Source organism: Paenibacillus sp. JGP012, assembly GCF_014203995.1.
GTDB lineage: Bacteria > Bacillota > Bacilli > Paenibacillales > Paenibacillaceae > Paenibacillus > Paenibacillus silvae.
In genome coordinates this window covers 79,145-95,332 of sequence record NZ_JACHKG010000016.1, presented here as the reverse complement: position 1 = coordinate 95,332, position 16,188 = coordinate 79,145, and the positions used below count along the sequence as shown (strand labels likewise).

Here is a 16,188-nt window from a genome sequence, read left to right as displayed (position 1 = left end):
CCTTCAAAACTTACTTTTTCTTGCGAATATTTTATTATCACCTTCATGAATGCTTAATCCAACAACTTCCCCCTGTTTATCATTTTCAACATAAACCACAGATTTAATTTCAGAAATCCTAAACTTATTTTTGGTTTCTGGAATCAAGATTAGAGGGGGTTGATGATCAAATACTAATTCTAGCTGATTATTGTTTATCTGAATCATTGTTTCTACATTCTTCCTAACAATGTACCTACCAGTAATCCGTTCTAAGTGACTATCTATTGAAATTCCCTTTGATATTTCACGAGGAAAATATCCTGGCCAATTGTACTCTCTAGCTAGTTCCTTTTCAATTTCAAATATTAGTTTCCCATCTTCATTAGCGTTAACCATAATCACAGCACCCTTGCCATGATTTTTGTATAAAGTCAATCTAGATGTAAACCCTTCATTACATCCATTATGGGTGAATCGCAAATCTTTTCCTCTTCCCTCTAGATAAAACCCTATCCCCATACGCGGATTTGTCTGCGGTTCTAACATTCGCAATATTGTATTCCGCTCCAAAGGACCACAGGATTTTGAACTCAACACACTCTGTAAAGCAACTCCCAGACTAGCAAGATCAGTAGGCGTTGTCCAAAGTCCCGCTGCTGCCATTTCAGGATAAATATGATAACCACCTTTAATTGTTTGCTTCTTTTTGAAATGACCGCTTGACACCTCTTCCGCAGTAGCTTGAGGAAGAATTTGTTCAAAAGTACTGTTGTTCATTCCAAAAGGTCCTAAGACTAGCTCTTTCATTATTTCAGGGAAAGATTTCTCCATTAACTCTTCAATCACAAGCTGAGCTATTGTATACCCTCCCCCTGAATATCTAAAATGTCCTCCTGGCAGATAGTCAACTTTTACAGATTCTGTAACTGATGGTTCTAATCCCATTAGAATTTCTATTGTTGAGGGTATCTTTTCATTTTTTAGATAGCCAGGAAATGAGCTGACTGTAACACCTGCTGAATGACTAAGCAGCTGTCTAAGTGTGACTCTTGGCTGCCAACCATTGTTGGATTTCATTTTCCATACATTTAAGTAATCGTTTACATTTCTATCAATATCAATTTCCCCTGCTTGATCCAATAGCATGACTGCTAAAGCAAATACTGGTTTACTAATCGATCCTGCTTGAAAGCGCGTCGTATCGGTAACCAGATCATTTATTCCAAATTGTTTGACACCGTAACCACATGCCCATTTAATTTCAAAATCATCAATTAATGCTATACTAACTCCCGGAGTATCATAGCTTGCCATACGTTCATACAAACATTCACTCACACCTCTATTAAACTTGTTATCCGATTGAGTAAGGACAGGTTTAACAACTCTATTTATTTTTGTTTTCATCCCATTTTTCACCACACCATCATTTCAAAATAAGATCACTTTTGTAACGCCTACGATGACAACACTTATTCCAAAATACCCTTAGCATGTATTTTAGGATTTTAAAAAAGGAGATAATAACAAGAAAATAACTAAATTTTATTTGGAATCCTATACTATTGATCTCATTAAATTAAAAAAAATATCTTTTATTCTAAAAAATCCAATATAATGAATTATTTTTTCCATTATATAACACCGATATTCATATAACAATACTAGCACATATTATTTCCTTGATTTTTTTCTTTTTTATTTAAATTAATGTACAGGGAACGTTAATGAGCAACCCAGAAACTGAAGGCCAACTCCAATGACTTTATTAGGCAATGCCCACAACCAGATTGAGAACCTATGCACTATTCATCGCTCTTACTTAAAATCCAAACAAAATGCTTGACATTAATCTCAGGGTTCGTGGATTTGTCGTCTATTTTTTTCTATGTCTTTGATTAAAGCTTCTATGGCTTTTTGTTCATCTCTTCCAATCTCAGTTAAGAGCTTAATTATCTTTTTAACGTATCTGAAGATTTTTTAGGAAGATTCTCAGTCTTAGAATAATATTTCTAACAATCAGCATTTGTTTTTCTATATCTATAAATAATTCAATATAGTTGCCTGCACTTGAAATATAACCTTGGTGATTCAAGAAATTTATTCATTTTAACATTGCACTCTTGTGTTCACAAAGCAAATGTGCAGATCTTAATATTGTAGATTCCAAAGGACTATGTTTTAAATTTTCGCTCAGTAAAGTATCCCCCCTCAGTAATCAGTGTCTGAATTAGGCTTTCATTAAGACTATAATCTAATGAGGAATTATCCATATGAATGTAATCACTCATATGCTTTATCAAAGTACTTATTTCAAAACCATGTTGGGTGCTGCTAACCTCCAATATTTGTACTCCTTTAAACCACTCTTCTTCAGAATAGAAATTTTTAAAGGCATTTTGAAACGACTAGTTGAACGTGATTTTGAAAAAACCATGGTATATAATTTTGTTTCTCTACGCTTAATATAGCATCTCAATTAACAAATAAAGGAATATGAGTTATTACAGGTAATTAATAGGCGATATTTGTTTTATCCATGATTTTGAACCTCTATTGGTGGAAGATAAAATAAATGCTTAGACAGCTATGTCTTCTACAACCTAACCATTTCTTTTATTTCTTGTCTCCATTTCTGTCAATGCTTATGATATAAAATATACAATTAATTACTGTGAAAATAAAGTAAAAAATGAAAACAACGGGATTTACAACTTTTTAACTCTGCATTATTCAGATCATTATTTATTTTTAGTAAGTAAATAGAATCAGCAGTTGAATGGATATCTAAAAACTTTACAAACTAAAGCAAGTTCATTTAAGAACAAACCCGATACGAAAAAGTAGTGCCGATACATTACGTATTCGAAAATGTCAAGATTATGTAATATAAGTTTATCCACATAGCAATAATACTTTTCCATTGCATAAGGGATATCTCTCCATTAAAATACTCCATTGATCTCATAAGTGAATCCACCAATTCACTTATGAGATTCAAATTTTTTGCAGTTTTAAATATTTCTTTAACTAAACCTATCTCGTAAAATCATGCTGCCCAATCGTCAGCAATGTCGGCCTACTCTTGCTCCACTCGGACGTGGCAATTTTCGGATTGTAATAGTACAGCGCACCATTGGTTGGATCAACGCCATTAAGCGCTTGGCGTGCAGCCTTGAACGAGGTCGCAGTTGGCTTCAGATTAAACTGACCGTCGTCCACCGCTGTGAACTGGCCTTTCTGGAAAATGACTTCCGAGATGGAAGACGGGAATTCTCCCGATTGTACCCGGTTTAAGACAACTGCTCCTACAGCAACCTGTCCTTCAAAAGATTCACCGCGCGCTTCCCCATGGATCAGCTTCGCCAATTGACGCAGCGTTTCTCCTTCGGCTTTGACCTTTTTGTTCAGCCTCTCCAAAGTAACCGGCCCTGCTATACCATCGGCGTTCAGTCCCTGCGCTTGCTGGAACTTGCGAACCGCGCTCTTGGTAATCGTACCATAATAACCGGTCACACCAGCGTCAAAATACCCCAGCTCACTCAATTGCTCCTGCAATTGTACCACGTGCTCACTGCGAATTCCCTGCTCCAGCTTCTGTGCTCCAGCCGAAGGTGCGGCAACGGTAAGTCCAAGGGTCATTGCGCAGGCACCAAGAAGCATGCTGACTCGACCTGCTCTTTTGCCAGTCTTTCTCCCCCTGCGATGGGTGACTTTACGACTCACTGTGATAGGCTCCATATGATCTATGGCTGTGTGCAAATTGTGCAGGTCAAGCCTGCTCTTCTCCAAACTTAATCCAGCTTCCTCATCAGAGCTAAGGATATAACTTGTCATCACCGTTGTCTGTTGTGCTTCTTTCATCTCTTTTACCGGAGTAAGATCAATCACATCAACCTTTCCGTTTATCTCACTCATCCTATCGTTGTCATTGTAGCCATACACTACATGCATCCCGGCACCCTCACTTATACGCATCACTTCATACAAGCCATGCTGCTCATTCGTCATAAGCTCTTCTTTCATTCTACGCTTTTGATTTATCATATTTTCAGCATTCATTTCAGACATCTGATTCATCGTAAATTTGTTCTTCATCATCTTATTTACCCTCCATTTTTCTGAATCCAGATAACCTTCTTCCCCCTGAATTCTCTCGGTTGGACATCCCGAGTGTCATTATAGGATATCGAAAATATCAAGTCTATCGGACCGATGGAGCATGAAAAAATGAGTCCTGCACATATCAAAAAGAGGCATGAGCCCATGGTCATATCAGGGTCACACCTCTTCTTGTATCAACCTTGTACCGCTTGTCCAGCCGCCATTTCCGTAGGCAAACAGACCCGCACAAAAGTTGCGCTACCATTTTCTGACTATGACTCGGCGAGTTCCTGTCCTTTCGTTTCCCGGCCCCAGAACAGCACGGCAGCTGCTCCAATAAGGATTGTTACGAAGAAAATGGTGAAAATCAGGCTGATCGGAACCTCCCGCTGCACGAGCATACCTACCATAAATGGTGCGAGCACGCCCCCAATTCGGCCTACCGATGTAGCCAGACCAACGCCTGTGGAACGCACTGAAGTGGGATATAACTCTGGACTGTACGCGTACAGTCCGCCCCACGCGCCCAGATTGAAGAACGACAAGCAGATTCCGGCGGCCAAAATCGTCGCTTCCGTTGTAGCCAGTCCAAAGGCGATCGCACTAATTGCGGTCAGCGTCAGGTACACAACAAGCACAAATTTGCGGCCAAAACGTTCAATGAAATACGCAGCAGTAAAATAACCTGGCAGCTGTGCGATCGTCATGATCAGCACGTACTGGAAGCTTTTCACCAACGTAAAACCTTTTGCCATCACAACCGAAGGCAGCCACAAGAACATGCCATAATACGAGAAAATAACGGTAAACCACAAAATCCACAGCATTAATGTTGTTCGGCGATGCGGTGCAGACCAGACCGTGGCAACCTTTTCGCGGAACGTGATTTTACGCAATTTCGTGTGATTTTTGTAACGAGGCGGGTCCTGAATGGCACGGCGCAGATACAGCGCATAGAACGCCGGAAGTGCACCGATTGCAAACGCAATTCTCCACCCATACTCTGGAATGACAAAATTGGCAATGAGCGCCGATACGATCCAGCCCCCTGCCCAGAAGCTTTCCAATAAAACAACCGCACGTCCACGTTCCGCCGTAGGCATGGATTCTGATACCAGCGTAGATGCCACCGGCAGCTCGCCGCCAAGACCAATACCTGCAAGCAGACGCAGGGCACACAAGACCGCAAATCCGGTAGCGAGTGCAGACAGACCGCTTGCAATCGTAAAGATGAGCAGCGTCCACATCAGAATCGCTTTTCGTCCAAAACGATCTGCAAGTGCACCTGCCAGCAAGGCACCGAGCGCCATACCAATCGAATTGATACTTGTCAGCACCCCGACTTGTCCGGGACTAAGACTCCACTCCTTCGCGAGTGCAGCCACGATAAAGGAGATCATGCCGACCTCCATCGCATCAAACAGCCAGCTCATACCGGCACTGAACAGCAGCTTGCGCTGCTTGGGATTGCGCAATACTTCCAATTTGCTCATCAGATTATAGCTCCCTTGATCTCTATGTAGTCATTCTGACACTAAACCATTATTATGCAGAATGAACCAGAAATCAATGCAAAATACACCGGCCCGCTGATCTAACCTGCTGAAACACGAGGGAGGTTATCATTGGAAAGATTTCTTTCAGTATCCTAAGGAGATTCTTTTCTCGGGACACAATTGGATATTGAGAACTAGGCACCATCACTTAAATTGCAAAATCATTATTTTTCATTTATAACTTAAGAAAGAGAGCATTTTAAAATAAACTCGAATCGTTTCGAATAATAAAACGTTAGCGAATGCTTGAACAATAAAAGCGAATAATTACCATAACATATATTTTATTGAATATCCCTAGATCCTATCCTCTACATTTTGCTTGATTGGAAACTAATTTTGCAAAGTTGAACTTATTTTCTATTCACTAATATGGGTTTATCTAATTGAAAACTATAACTTTATAACCGAAATTTGAATTAGGTGAATTGGTGTTTTTTTTCAGCATATAATAATTTCTAAGGAGAATTTAAACAATGGTTATTAGAGTACTTCCTATTTCCCGGCCAAAAGTTATCGGTTTTTTACATCACGCTTATCCGTTGTCAATAATGGGTAATTACAATGACTATCTTCCTTGGTTCTATAATAACTTTATCCAAATAATATGTAATCCAGAATACTTTGAGTATAAAAATGACCATCTAGTTGATTTTTACTTTCCAAACGATCGATTGTTCAGTTACCCATGTATAGAGGCTTATGCTTCTAAACCAGAGTTCTCAATTAGTGAAATCGACATTGTGGACTACATTATAAATAGCATCAATAAAGATTGTTATGTTTATACTCATGTTGATGAGCTCTATATCCCAAATAAGAAAACAAATAAATCCTTCACTCATAATATTTTTGTTTATGGATACGAAGATGAAAAATTTAATGTTTTAGGTTTTAATGAGAGTTACCATTTTGCTAGCACACAAGTTCACTTTGAAGACTTTAGAAAAGCTTATAGTCATGCTGATTATAAACTAACTATTCTATACAATTACAATAACTACATTACTCCACAATTTAATATTCACAATGTTATACGTTCAATAAAAGATTATTTACTCTCTATTAATACTAATCAAGGAAATGGTTATCTTCCTTCCAATCCTATATTTGGTATTGAAACCTATGACTATCTCAAACGATATATTGAAATAATTAAATCAGATTCAAATAACGCTGATATACGTCCCTTTCATATTTTATTGGAGCACAAATCTTGTATGCTTGAGAGAATAAACTATATGATGGAACACAACTATATAAAGAATCCTAAGATTTATTCAAAATATAAAGAGATAGAACAACTTGCTCAAATACACCGAAATATTATACTGAAGTATTCAGTTTCTCTCGACAATATGGCTTTGTCTAATCTAGCGACCTCTATTGATTTATTAGTATCTAAAGAAACGGATACATTAAATATGATTTTAGATGACTTACAATCACTTGGATTTAGCATTGATTAATTTAGTAGACCAAACATTCACAAACAATAACAAGAATTAATGATCTCCCTTTCCAATTTCAAATACGACTCACTCATTACTTTTAAAAGTGACTATAATAGAGGTAAGCTAAAAGCGGGTTGCACTTAATGCGTACACTCGCTTTTAGCTTACCTCTAGTTCATTCTGGAAACTAATGCATCACTCATTCCTGTAGCTCGTTGCTCTGAGCAAAAACATTCAGTTCATGTTAATGGGTTGAATGGTGCAAACTCATCATTTCTCCCATATCTGCACATGTCGCTTTCCGTATGACTTTCAGTCCCTCACCCTTTGAGTGAACCTGCGGTCAGACCTGCCACGAAATAACGCTGAAGCAGCAGAAACAGCACAATCATCGGGATCGCTGTCACAAGAACACCGGTCAGCATCATCGGATAATTGGTCACGTATTCCCCGCGAAATTGCATCAGTGCAAGTGGCAGAGTCAGCTTCGACTTGCTGGTAAGCATAAGCATCGGAATGAGCAGGTCATTCCACACCATCACAAGCAGAAACGTCGCTGTTGCCGCGAGTGAAGGTGCCGCCAGTGGCAGAGCAATTCGGGTGAAGAGTCTCCACTCGTTAGCGCCATCCATACTGCCTGCTTCCAAAATTTCCGAATTCAGCATACGCATGAAACCTGTCAGCATGAACACGGAAACAGGCATCAGCATGGCAGCCGACACAATAATCAGACCCGTCAGGCTGTCGGACCATCCGAGCGTACGTGTGAGGGAATAGATCGGCAGCATGCTGACCTGGGACGGCACGATCAAACCTGCCACAAACAGCGCAAACACAATTTTGCCTACACTTCCGCCCCAGCGGACAATAGCGTAAGCAATCATGCTGCTGAGCAGCAGCTCAATCGCAACCGTCCCGAGCGTCACAACCATACTGTTACCGAAGTATTGCCACATCGGCTGATTACGGAACAGCCCCGTCACATTATCCCATGTAAACGGGTCCGGCCAGCTGAATGGACTGGTGAAGAAGTTGCTGCTTGTTTTGAACGAAGATACAAATACAAAATACAGCGGCACAAGAATGAGCAGTGCGTACACAAACAGAATCAGTCGATTGAACCATTTGAAAACCATATAATCTCCCTCCTTCCACTCAACCTCACACTTATAACGAATCTCTTCATTCAACATCAACATTAACATCAACTAGTTCGTATTTTTCACGAAAAGAAGCAATCATTTATCCGTTAATAACTTACCCGGTCGGCACGCAGCGCTTTGAACTGTAACAGTGTCAACAACGCGAGCAGCACCAGGAAGATCATCGAACCGGCAGAAGCCAGACCAAATGAATAGCTGCCGAAGGCCGTATGATAAATATATGTGGTCAAAATTTCAGTGGCGTAGTTCGGTCCTCCGTCCGTCATCGTGAAAATGAGGTCAAAGGCCTTGAACGACTGAATCGTCGTATAGGCTACAACAATCGTTGCCGAAGGGGCCAGCAGCGGCCAGGTCACGGTACGGAATACCTGCCATTTGCTGCCGCCGTCCATACGTGCCGCTTCATACAGTTCTGCCGGAATGCCTTGCAGACCTGCGATGAACACAATCATCATCTGTCCTGCATGAGCCCAGACCTGCACCGCAGCAATGGAGAAGATCGCAATCTTCGGATCACCGATCCAGTTACGAGCGATGCCGCTCATGCCCGCCTCGTTTAATCCGTAATTGATCAGTCCAATAGACGGGTCATACATAAACGCCCAGATCAGACCAACCGACACCGATGACAGAATCGCCGGCAGGAAATACAGCGCCCGAAGCATCACTCTTGTCTTGGTATTGCGTACCAGAAGCAGTGCCAGGACGAGTGAAATAAAAATTTGTGCGATGACAACCGTTAACATAAACTCCACGTTATTGCCGAAGGCTTTGCGAAATACGATGCTGCTGAGACTGTCCTTGTAATTATCCAGCCCTACAAATGCATACGACGGGGATACCCCGTCCCAATCCGTAAACGAATAGAACAGCCCCGTCAATGTAGGAAATACGAACAATCCAACGTACAACAGCAATCCGGGTAACAGAAACAGGGATAGCTGAAACCGGTTTTTCATCGTTTATTTCCCGATATGCTGATCAATGATCGCTTGTGCCTGCTGTGCGGCCTCTTCTGGTGAAGTGCCGCTCAGTACAGCCTGAATGGAGTTGGTTACCGCCTTTTGGTTATCTCCATTCAGAATCGTGAACCGTGGCTGGAACACGGTCTTTTTGTTCGCCCACTCTCCTGCAACCTGAAGCTCAGGTGTGTCATACTTCACGTCATTCACCGTTACATTTTGTCCTGTCTGGTTGGCGTATGCGCCAGCTACATCCGGTTTGCTCAGAAATTCTAGGAATTTCTTGGCTTCTTCCGGGTGTTTTGACTTGCTGTTTACCGCAAGCATAAACGTTGTCGTGTGCACCCCTTCGTATTTCGCCTGATCGGCACTTACCGTAATCGGTGCGAGCAGCTTTTGCTCCAGATTCGGGTTTTGCTGTTTGTTCTGAGCAAGTTGATACGATCCACTTGCGAGCATCGCTGCTTTTTCCTGAATAAACAGTGCACCTGCTGCCGGGTCTTTCGTACCCAGTGCATCTTGCTGGAAGTATCCTTTATCGTTCAGTTCTTTGATTTGCGTCAACGTTTTCACCCAGAACTCATCTGTCAGTTTGGCTTCGCCTGCTTCAACTTTGGTAAAAATGTCGTCACTCGGTGCATTGTTCATCACCATCGTATTCATGAATTGGCCTGGACCAATGTCCGCTCCGGCAAAGGCAATCGGAATGATGCCATTGTCTTTCAGCTTCTGGCAAAGAGCGAGGAAGCCTTCCCAATCCTTCGGTGGTGTGAGGCCATACTTTTCAAACAGTTTCACGTTATAGATCGGATCGTTGTATACAAGTTGGTAGGGAACAGCGTATTGCTTGCCATCCTTTTGCCCTGCCTCGATCAGTTTCGGATTGTAAGCCGAAAGGAAGGATGATCCGGTCAGATCCGTAAATAATCCGGCTTTGCTGAAAGCTTGGAACTGGGCACCCGGGAAAGAAGCAAACACATCGCCCGTGGAGCCGTCACTGATTTTGGATTGTACCGTAGATTGATACTGATCCGAAGGCAGCGTCTGCATCTCCACATGGATGTTCGGATTTTCTTTTTCAAACGCATCGATCGTCTTGTTGAATGCTTCGGAAACCTCGCCGCGCCAGTGCATGAAGCTAATGGTCACTTTACCTGAATCTGAGGAGCCGTTCTCTCCGGATGATTCGTTATTTCCACCGCCGCAAGCGGACAGCAGGATGGACATGACCAGCATACTGACAAGCGGCAGAATCATTTTTTTCGTTTTTTTCATGAAAGACGACCTCCTAAGGATGATAACGTAAGTTTAACGAATGTTTTACACAAGACACTCCGAGTGCAGTACCATCTTCCGATCGCTGTTACCCCCTGATTTTTTGAATTTATTCTTTCAATGGTTAAAATCTGGTGATAAAGGCGAGCGCTCCGCTTCTTCAGATCGGTTCTGCCCTCTCCGTTAAAGTGTAAAAAAAAGTGCACTTACTTAGATTGGTAGTAACTAGTTAGTAGTAACTGAATGTTGCTTCTGTCTTGTTTTCCATTTTTCGCGGATGATCGGCATCACGGTCTTGCCGAAGATTTCGGCTTCTTCCAAGTGCGGATAACCAGACAAAATGAAAGTCGTCACGCCCAGGTCTCCGTATTCCATCAACCGTTCTGCAACCTGCTCCGCTGTACCTACGATGAGGATAGCTCCGCCGGAGCGTACTACCGACAAACCTGTCCACAGGTTCGGCCCAACCACAAACTGCTGTTTCTCGGACAGTTCCCGGAGCTCATTCTGTCTGCGCTGGTTGGTGGCATCCGTCTCGGCAAATGCGGCTTTGGCCTTCTCAATCGCTTCCGGTGGTACTTTGCTGATGATCTCCCACGCTGCTGCCCATGCCTCTTCTTCGGTATCCCGAATGAGCACCTGTGCACGCATACCGTAACGGAGCTGACGATCTTGTCCCGTTTCCTCTTTCACCTGCTCGCGAATGACCTCGATCTCTTCGATCTGCTCCTGAATCCAGTCATGCGGCTCGCCCCACATCAGGAACGTATCTGCATGTTCAACCGCCACTCGCTTTGCAATCGGAGAACTTCCTCCAAGATAGAATGGAGGGTGTGGCTTCTGTACCGTCTCGGGCATACCTACCGGGCCTTTGAAGTTATAATACTGACCGTTAAATTCAGGATTTGGATTGCCTGATGCATCTGCACCTGATTGTGCACCACTTCCGGCAAACTCTGTCAGATTCAGTCCCGTGGACTGCGTCCATGAACGCTTCATGACTTCCATATATTCGCTTGCGCGAACATATCGTTCATCATGCGCATGTGCCAGCGGATCACCGAGCTCTTCCAGATCTCGAACCGAACTGCCTGTAACCACGTTAATCATGGCGCGACCGCCAGAGAGCTGATCCAGTGCCGCACCCATGCGAGCTGCCAGTACGGGTGTCACCAGACCTGGGCGAATCGCTACAAGGGGACGCAATGTCTTGGTGTGACTCATTACCGCCGAGCCGACCACCCATGCGTCCAGACAGGCTCCCCCTGTCGGAATCAGTACAAATTCGAATCCGGCCGTCTCTGCCGTCTGTGCCACCTGCACCAGATAATCCAGACTTGGCTCACGTTCTGGCTCTACACCTACATACTTCCCATCTCCAGCCGTTGGTAAAAACCATCCAAACTTCATCTCTTCCTGTTCGCTCACAATCGTCATTCCCTTCTATGGATAAAATTGCTCTAAATGTTCACTCAAACACTTCGGTTACAGAAAACCTTTCGAGCACTCTTGTCCCCAGATTTCTTCTCATTCCCTATTTATGGGGGAAATCCGGTGACAAAGGCGCACGCTTCGCTTCTCCAGGTCTTTTCTGTCCCCTCCGTTGTCGTGTGATTCTTTAAATCAATATAACAGTCATAAATAATCTTAAATGCCGATTAATTAGCTTGGTTTAATAGGTATGGACATCATATCAATTGATTTGTCTGTGATCAATGTCATTTCGCGGCAATTTATTTTTGTCATTTTGTGGTCGTTTTCGAATTCAGGTTTTACTCGTCTTGAATTTACATAAAACCAACCTGTATAATAGGTTATAAACGATTCTTTTAGATGATATCAACGATACTTAATGATTAAAGAGGTGTTCCTGATGACCGAGCTTGAACGCATGAAGGAGGATCACCACGAGTTTCTGGATATTCTATTCTTCACTCCGTCTGAATTTGAGAAGGCCAGCGGTGCCTGGCCCTTACGCATTGGTCGCAACATTGCCAAAAGCAACTATCATATTGGTCCTCGGACTACGCCATATCACTATTTGTTATTTGTACTGGAGGGGGAGGGCACATTCATTCAGGACGGAAAGCAGTATCCTCTGCGAGCCAGAGATGCCTTCTGTCTGTTTCCGCATGTAACGCATGAGTACTGGACAGATCCCGACCATCCATTGCAAAAAATATTTATCGCCTTTGACGGATCATATGCCGCTGAACTGCTCTCGCGAATTGGGTTGAGTCCTGATAGCCCGTATCGTTCAGGTGTGCTGACACCCGAAACCACAAGCAGCATGCGTTCTTTTATGGAAGACGTTCGCAAACCACAGGACGGTGCCAGTGATCTGGGGCGACTGACACGGTTTCTCAGTCTTTTTGACCGTATCGCACGTTCTCCGGCAACCAAAGACTTACAACCAGATGCAGCCATCCCTTGGCTTCAAAAAGGAAAGGAGTATATTGAATTACACTTTGCAGGAGGAATTTCCGTAGAAGGTGTGTCCGCTCATGCAGGAGTGGATCGAACCCACTTTGCCAAGCAGTTTCGCAAAGCTTACGGCTTGTCTCCTGTGCAGTATATTCAGCAGCTCAAAATGAACCAGGCCAAGCTTCTGCTCGTGCAGACCACGCTGAGTTTAACGGAGGTGGCTCATTCCGTGGGTTATCCCGACCTGTTTTCGTTCTCCAAAGCTTTTAAAAAGCAGGTTGGTCTGCCCCCTAACCGTTATCGGACAACGAATACGGAACAGAAAAGAGATTGATCCGATATGACAACAGGCACGCTGGGTTTGCGTTTCCATCTTGCTTAGCGCTAAATAATCTGAATAAGGCAAGTCTCTTCACTAAGCGAGTGATCGGGATTTTCCTTATTCAGGTTTTCTTTTCATTTTACTTCCTGAACCTATGTAACTTATGTACTCGGTGTTACGTTACTTCTAATGATTTCTGATGAATAACCCCGTTCTTTTGATTCAAAACCGCATTTATTTTCCATTAAAAGATATCGTACCGATCTACAACATTAATTTCTCCTATGACTCGCAAACGAAAACGGTACAAGTGAGTAAAGAGTAGAGTTACCTTACACCTTATTAATAAGCACATTCACATTCTCTATATGATGTAAAAATCCCTTCTGAGCCGCAAAGCACAGGAACGAATACCTGCAGCTTTTGCCCAGAAGGGATCATCACTTCACGTTGAAGCTTCGACTATTCCGTTTGTGATTCCTCTTTCTTTTCCTCCGTCTTGCGCGCCAGCGGAATCCCGTTTTGCTTCGCATACCAGGCCTCATAATGATGCACAGCCACACCTGCAAAAGACGAATGTGATGCGCCCAGTTCAAACACCTTCTGCATCTCTTCGTCCATATTGCTGATCGGTTTGCGGAAAAAGGTCAGGTGGTCCCCCTCATGTGTATCCGCAAGTTCTGCTCCAATCCAGACCTTCTTGCCCAGCTCATCTGCTTCAGCCAGCTCTTCCTTGGACAGATCATACATCTGCTGCCCGCTGTCCCGATAAGCCATAATAGCTACTGCATCAAAACGGGAGATGACCCAGCGACTGAATGTTTCCTTGCCTCCAGCGGACTGACGAGCATCCAACCAGAATGGAATAGCTGCACTCATATACAGGCCTGCGGCCTTTCCGGCTTTCGTCCAGACCTCCATATTGTTCTGCCACTCGGCAATGACACTGCTCTCTTCGTTCTCCCAACGTCTTAGCTGGTACGGCTCGACATCGAGCTGAATGCCCACAAAGCGTTCATTCTTCGCAGAAGATGTATTGTATGCTCGAACTCGTTCAATAAAAGCAAGTCCTTCTGCGCGCTTTTCGCGATAAGCCCAGTCGGCATGACCGTTAAGGGCGTGCACTTCGATCTCGGCATTGGTCGCAGCTGCAATAAACTTGCGGTAGGCCGCATCGGGTACCTCATCCTGAAGTTGCAGGAAAATGGTATCCACGCCCTGTTCCTTGGAGAACGCGATAATCTCAGGTGTCTGCTTTGTAATGATCGACGTATCCCACAGCCAGGTCGCCTTGTGCTCCTCGTGCGAAAACCATTTGAACAGCCAGGACAGCAGCAGCAGGCAGAACACCACAGCCACAATAGCCCATTTAGCCTTACCTGCCCACTTGCCCTGTTTTCTCATTAGTCGCCTCAGACGAGAACCGCTTCACTTGGTGCAAACACGGGATGCTGTACCGAGTGACCGATCTTGTAAATGTGTGAATGATTGTACGTACGGAATGCATTGCGTGTATCCAGAATCGGTACACCCAGTTCCGCAATATCATAATAAGGCAAGTCGCTGTGGTTGGTGATCAGCACGATGCAATCATATGTTTTGAATTGCTCCAGATTAAAAGCCTGGCTGTACACGGTTTCGCCGTGTTTATCTCTGAATGATGCTGCATGCGGGTCGTAATAGCTAACGTTTGCGCCGCTTTCCTTGAACAGTTCGTATACTTCCAGTCCTGGTGATTCACGCAGATCGGCAATGTTCGGTTTGTACGACATGCCGAGCAGCAAAATGTTCGATTTGCGAACAGACTTCGCGTATTCATTCAGAATCGTTGACGTTTTATTCAGTACATAGTACGGCATATTGTCATTCGTGGATTGCGCCAGTTCAATGAATTTGCTGTAAAAACGGAATCCTTTGGCCTTCCATGACAGATACATCGGGTCGAGCGGGATGCAGTGTCCGCCGATGCCTGGCCCTGGATAGAATGGCATAAAGCCAAACGGTTTTGTCGCAGCCGCGTCAATAACCTCCCAGATATCGATCCCCATCCGGTCGCACATCATCGCCATTTCATTCACGAAGGCAATGTTGACACTGCGGAAGGTGTTTTCCAGCAATTTGGACATTTCCGCTACTTTAGGTGAAGATACCGGAACCACGGTTTCTACATATTTGCTGTATAACGCCGTGCCGAGCTTCAGGCAAGCTTCGGTGGTACCACCAATGACTTTCGGTGTATTATACGTGGTAAAACGGCCATTGGACGGGTCCACTCGCTCAGGCGAGAAGCAAAGGAAATAGTCCTTGCCAGCTTCATGTCCGATCTTGTCCAGCTCCTGCTGGATCAACTCTTCCGTGGTACCTGGATACGTTGTGCTTTCCAGTGTAATCAGCATGCCTGGTTTCATATGCAGCTTGATCTGATCTACAACGGTCTCAATGTAAGAGGTATCCGGGTCCTGATTTTCGCTAAGCGGTGTCGGTACGCAGATGCTTAATGCGTCAATGACACGCAGCATGCTGTAGTCCGTTGTTGGCTGGAAACGGCCGCTTTGCATTACTTTTTTCAATTCGTCGGATGAAATATCGTGAATATAGGAATCTCCATTGTAGATGCTGTCGACTTTGGAAGCATCCAGGTCGATGCCGATCACGGTAAACCCTTGGTTGACCATCTCCACCGCAAGGGGAAGGCCAACGTAACCGAGGCCGACAACGCCCAGCACCGCTTCTTTATTTTCGATCGCGTTCAGTAAAGTGTGAAATTGTTGATTCTCCATGATATTCCCTCCGGGCAGTTTATTTGATGTTGCTTATATAAGTTGAACTAAGAGGTTTTACACGGACACTTCGATGACAGAATAACCTTCCAATCACTGTTATCCCCAGATTTTTTTGATTCCCTACTGTCAAAGGGAAAATCCGGTGATAAAGGTGAAGCCTATG

General features: G+C 43.8%; 11 protein-coding genes. 2 read left to right on the top strand and 9 right to left on the bottom strand.

What is annotated here, in order from left to right:
* Positions 1-3: 3 nt before the first annotated feature.
* The 3 genes from HNR77_RS18900 to HNR77_RS18890 all read right to left on the bottom strand — a co-directional run bounded on the left by HNR77_RS18900 (position 4) and on the right by HNR77_RS18890 (position 5,579).
* On the bottom strand, positions 4-1,389 hold the full coding sequence (locus HNR77_RS18900; RefSeq protein ID WP_184187644.1) for a serine hydrolase domain-containing protein: 1,386 nt from the start codon (positions 1,387-1,389) through the stop codon (positions 4-6).
* Positions 1,390-3,018: 1,629 nt separating this feature from the next.
* Entirely contained in the window at positions 3,019-3,645 is a 627-nt protein-coding gene (locus HNR77_RS30670) for a cell wall hydrolase (protein ID WP_311768648.1), read from the bottom strand.
* 713 nt (positions 3,646-4,358) lie between these two features.
* The gene (locus HNR77_RS18890; protein WP_184187641.1) at positions 4,359-5,579 is read right to left on the bottom strand and encodes an MFS transporter; all 1,221 of its coding nucleotides are present in this window, start codon (positions 5,577-5,579) and stop codon (positions 4,359-4,361) included.
* A gap of 539 nt (positions 5,580-6,118) precedes the next feature.
* Between HNR77_RS18890 and HNR77_RS18885 the strand changes: the two genes are divergently transcribed.
* The gene (locus HNR77_RS18885; protein WP_184187639.1) at positions 6,119-7,111 is read left to right on the top strand and encodes a hypothetical protein; all 993 of its coding nucleotides are present in this window, start codon (positions 6,119-6,121) and stop codon (positions 7,109-7,111) included.
* 305 nt (positions 7,112-7,416) lie between these two features.
* Here HNR77_RS18885 and HNR77_RS18880 read toward each other — a convergent pair whose 3' ends face one another.
* The 4 genes from HNR77_RS18880 to HNR77_RS18865 all read right to left on the bottom strand — a co-directional run bounded on the left by HNR77_RS18880 (position 7,417) and on the right by HNR77_RS18865 (position 11,933).
* On the bottom strand, positions 7,417-8,232 hold the full coding sequence (locus HNR77_RS18880) for a carbohydrate ABC transporter permease (RefSeq protein ID WP_184187636.1): 816 nt from the start codon (positions 8,230-8,232) through the stop codon (positions 7,417-7,419).
* 113 nt (positions 8,233-8,345) lie between these two features.
* The gene (locus tag HNR77_RS18875; RefSeq protein ID WP_184187633.1) at positions 8,346-9,218 is read right to left on the bottom strand and encodes a carbohydrate ABC transporter permease; all 873 of its coding nucleotides are present in this window, start codon (positions 9,216-9,218) and stop codon (positions 8,346-8,348) included.
* 3 nt (positions 9,219-9,221) lie between these two features.
* Complete coding sequence (locus HNR77_RS18870) at positions 9,222-10,496, bottom strand: ABC transporter substrate-binding protein (RefSeq protein WP_184187630.1); 1,275 nt, start codon at positions 10,494-10,496, stop codon at positions 9,222-9,224.
* A gap of 225 nt (positions 10,497-10,721) precedes the next feature.
* Complete coding sequence (locus HNR77_RS18865) at positions 10,722-11,933, bottom strand: LLM class flavin-dependent oxidoreductase (RefSeq protein ID WP_184187628.1); 1,212 nt, start codon at positions 11,931-11,933, stop codon at positions 10,722-10,724.
* Positions 11,934-12,348: 415 nt separating this feature from the next.
* Between HNR77_RS18865 and HNR77_RS18860 the strand changes: the two genes are divergently transcribed.
* A complete protein-coding gene (locus tag HNR77_RS18860) occupies positions 12,349-13,254 on the top strand; it encodes a helix-turn-helix transcriptional regulator (protein ID WP_260410669.1) in 906 nt (301 codons plus the stop codon).
* A 450-nt stretch (positions 13,255-13,704) separates the two neighbouring features.
* Here the strand turns inward: HNR77_RS18860 and HNR77_RS18855 are convergent, their stop codons facing one another.
* Together HNR77_RS18855 and HNR77_RS18850 are read right to left on the bottom strand one after the other, a co-directional pair.
* Positions 13,705-14,646, bottom strand: coding sequence for a hypothetical protein (locus HNR77_RS18855; RefSeq protein WP_184187625.1), 942 nt, complete (start codon positions 14,644-14,646; stop codon positions 13,705-13,707).
* An 8-nt stretch (positions 14,647-14,654) separates the two neighbouring features.
* Positions 14,655-16,022, bottom strand: a complete 1,368-nt coding sequence (locus tag HNR77_RS18850) for a nucleotide sugar dehydrogenase (protein ID WP_184187622.1) — start codon at positions 16,020-16,022, stop codon at positions 14,655-14,657.
* Positions 16,023-16,188 lie beyond the last annotated feature (166 nt).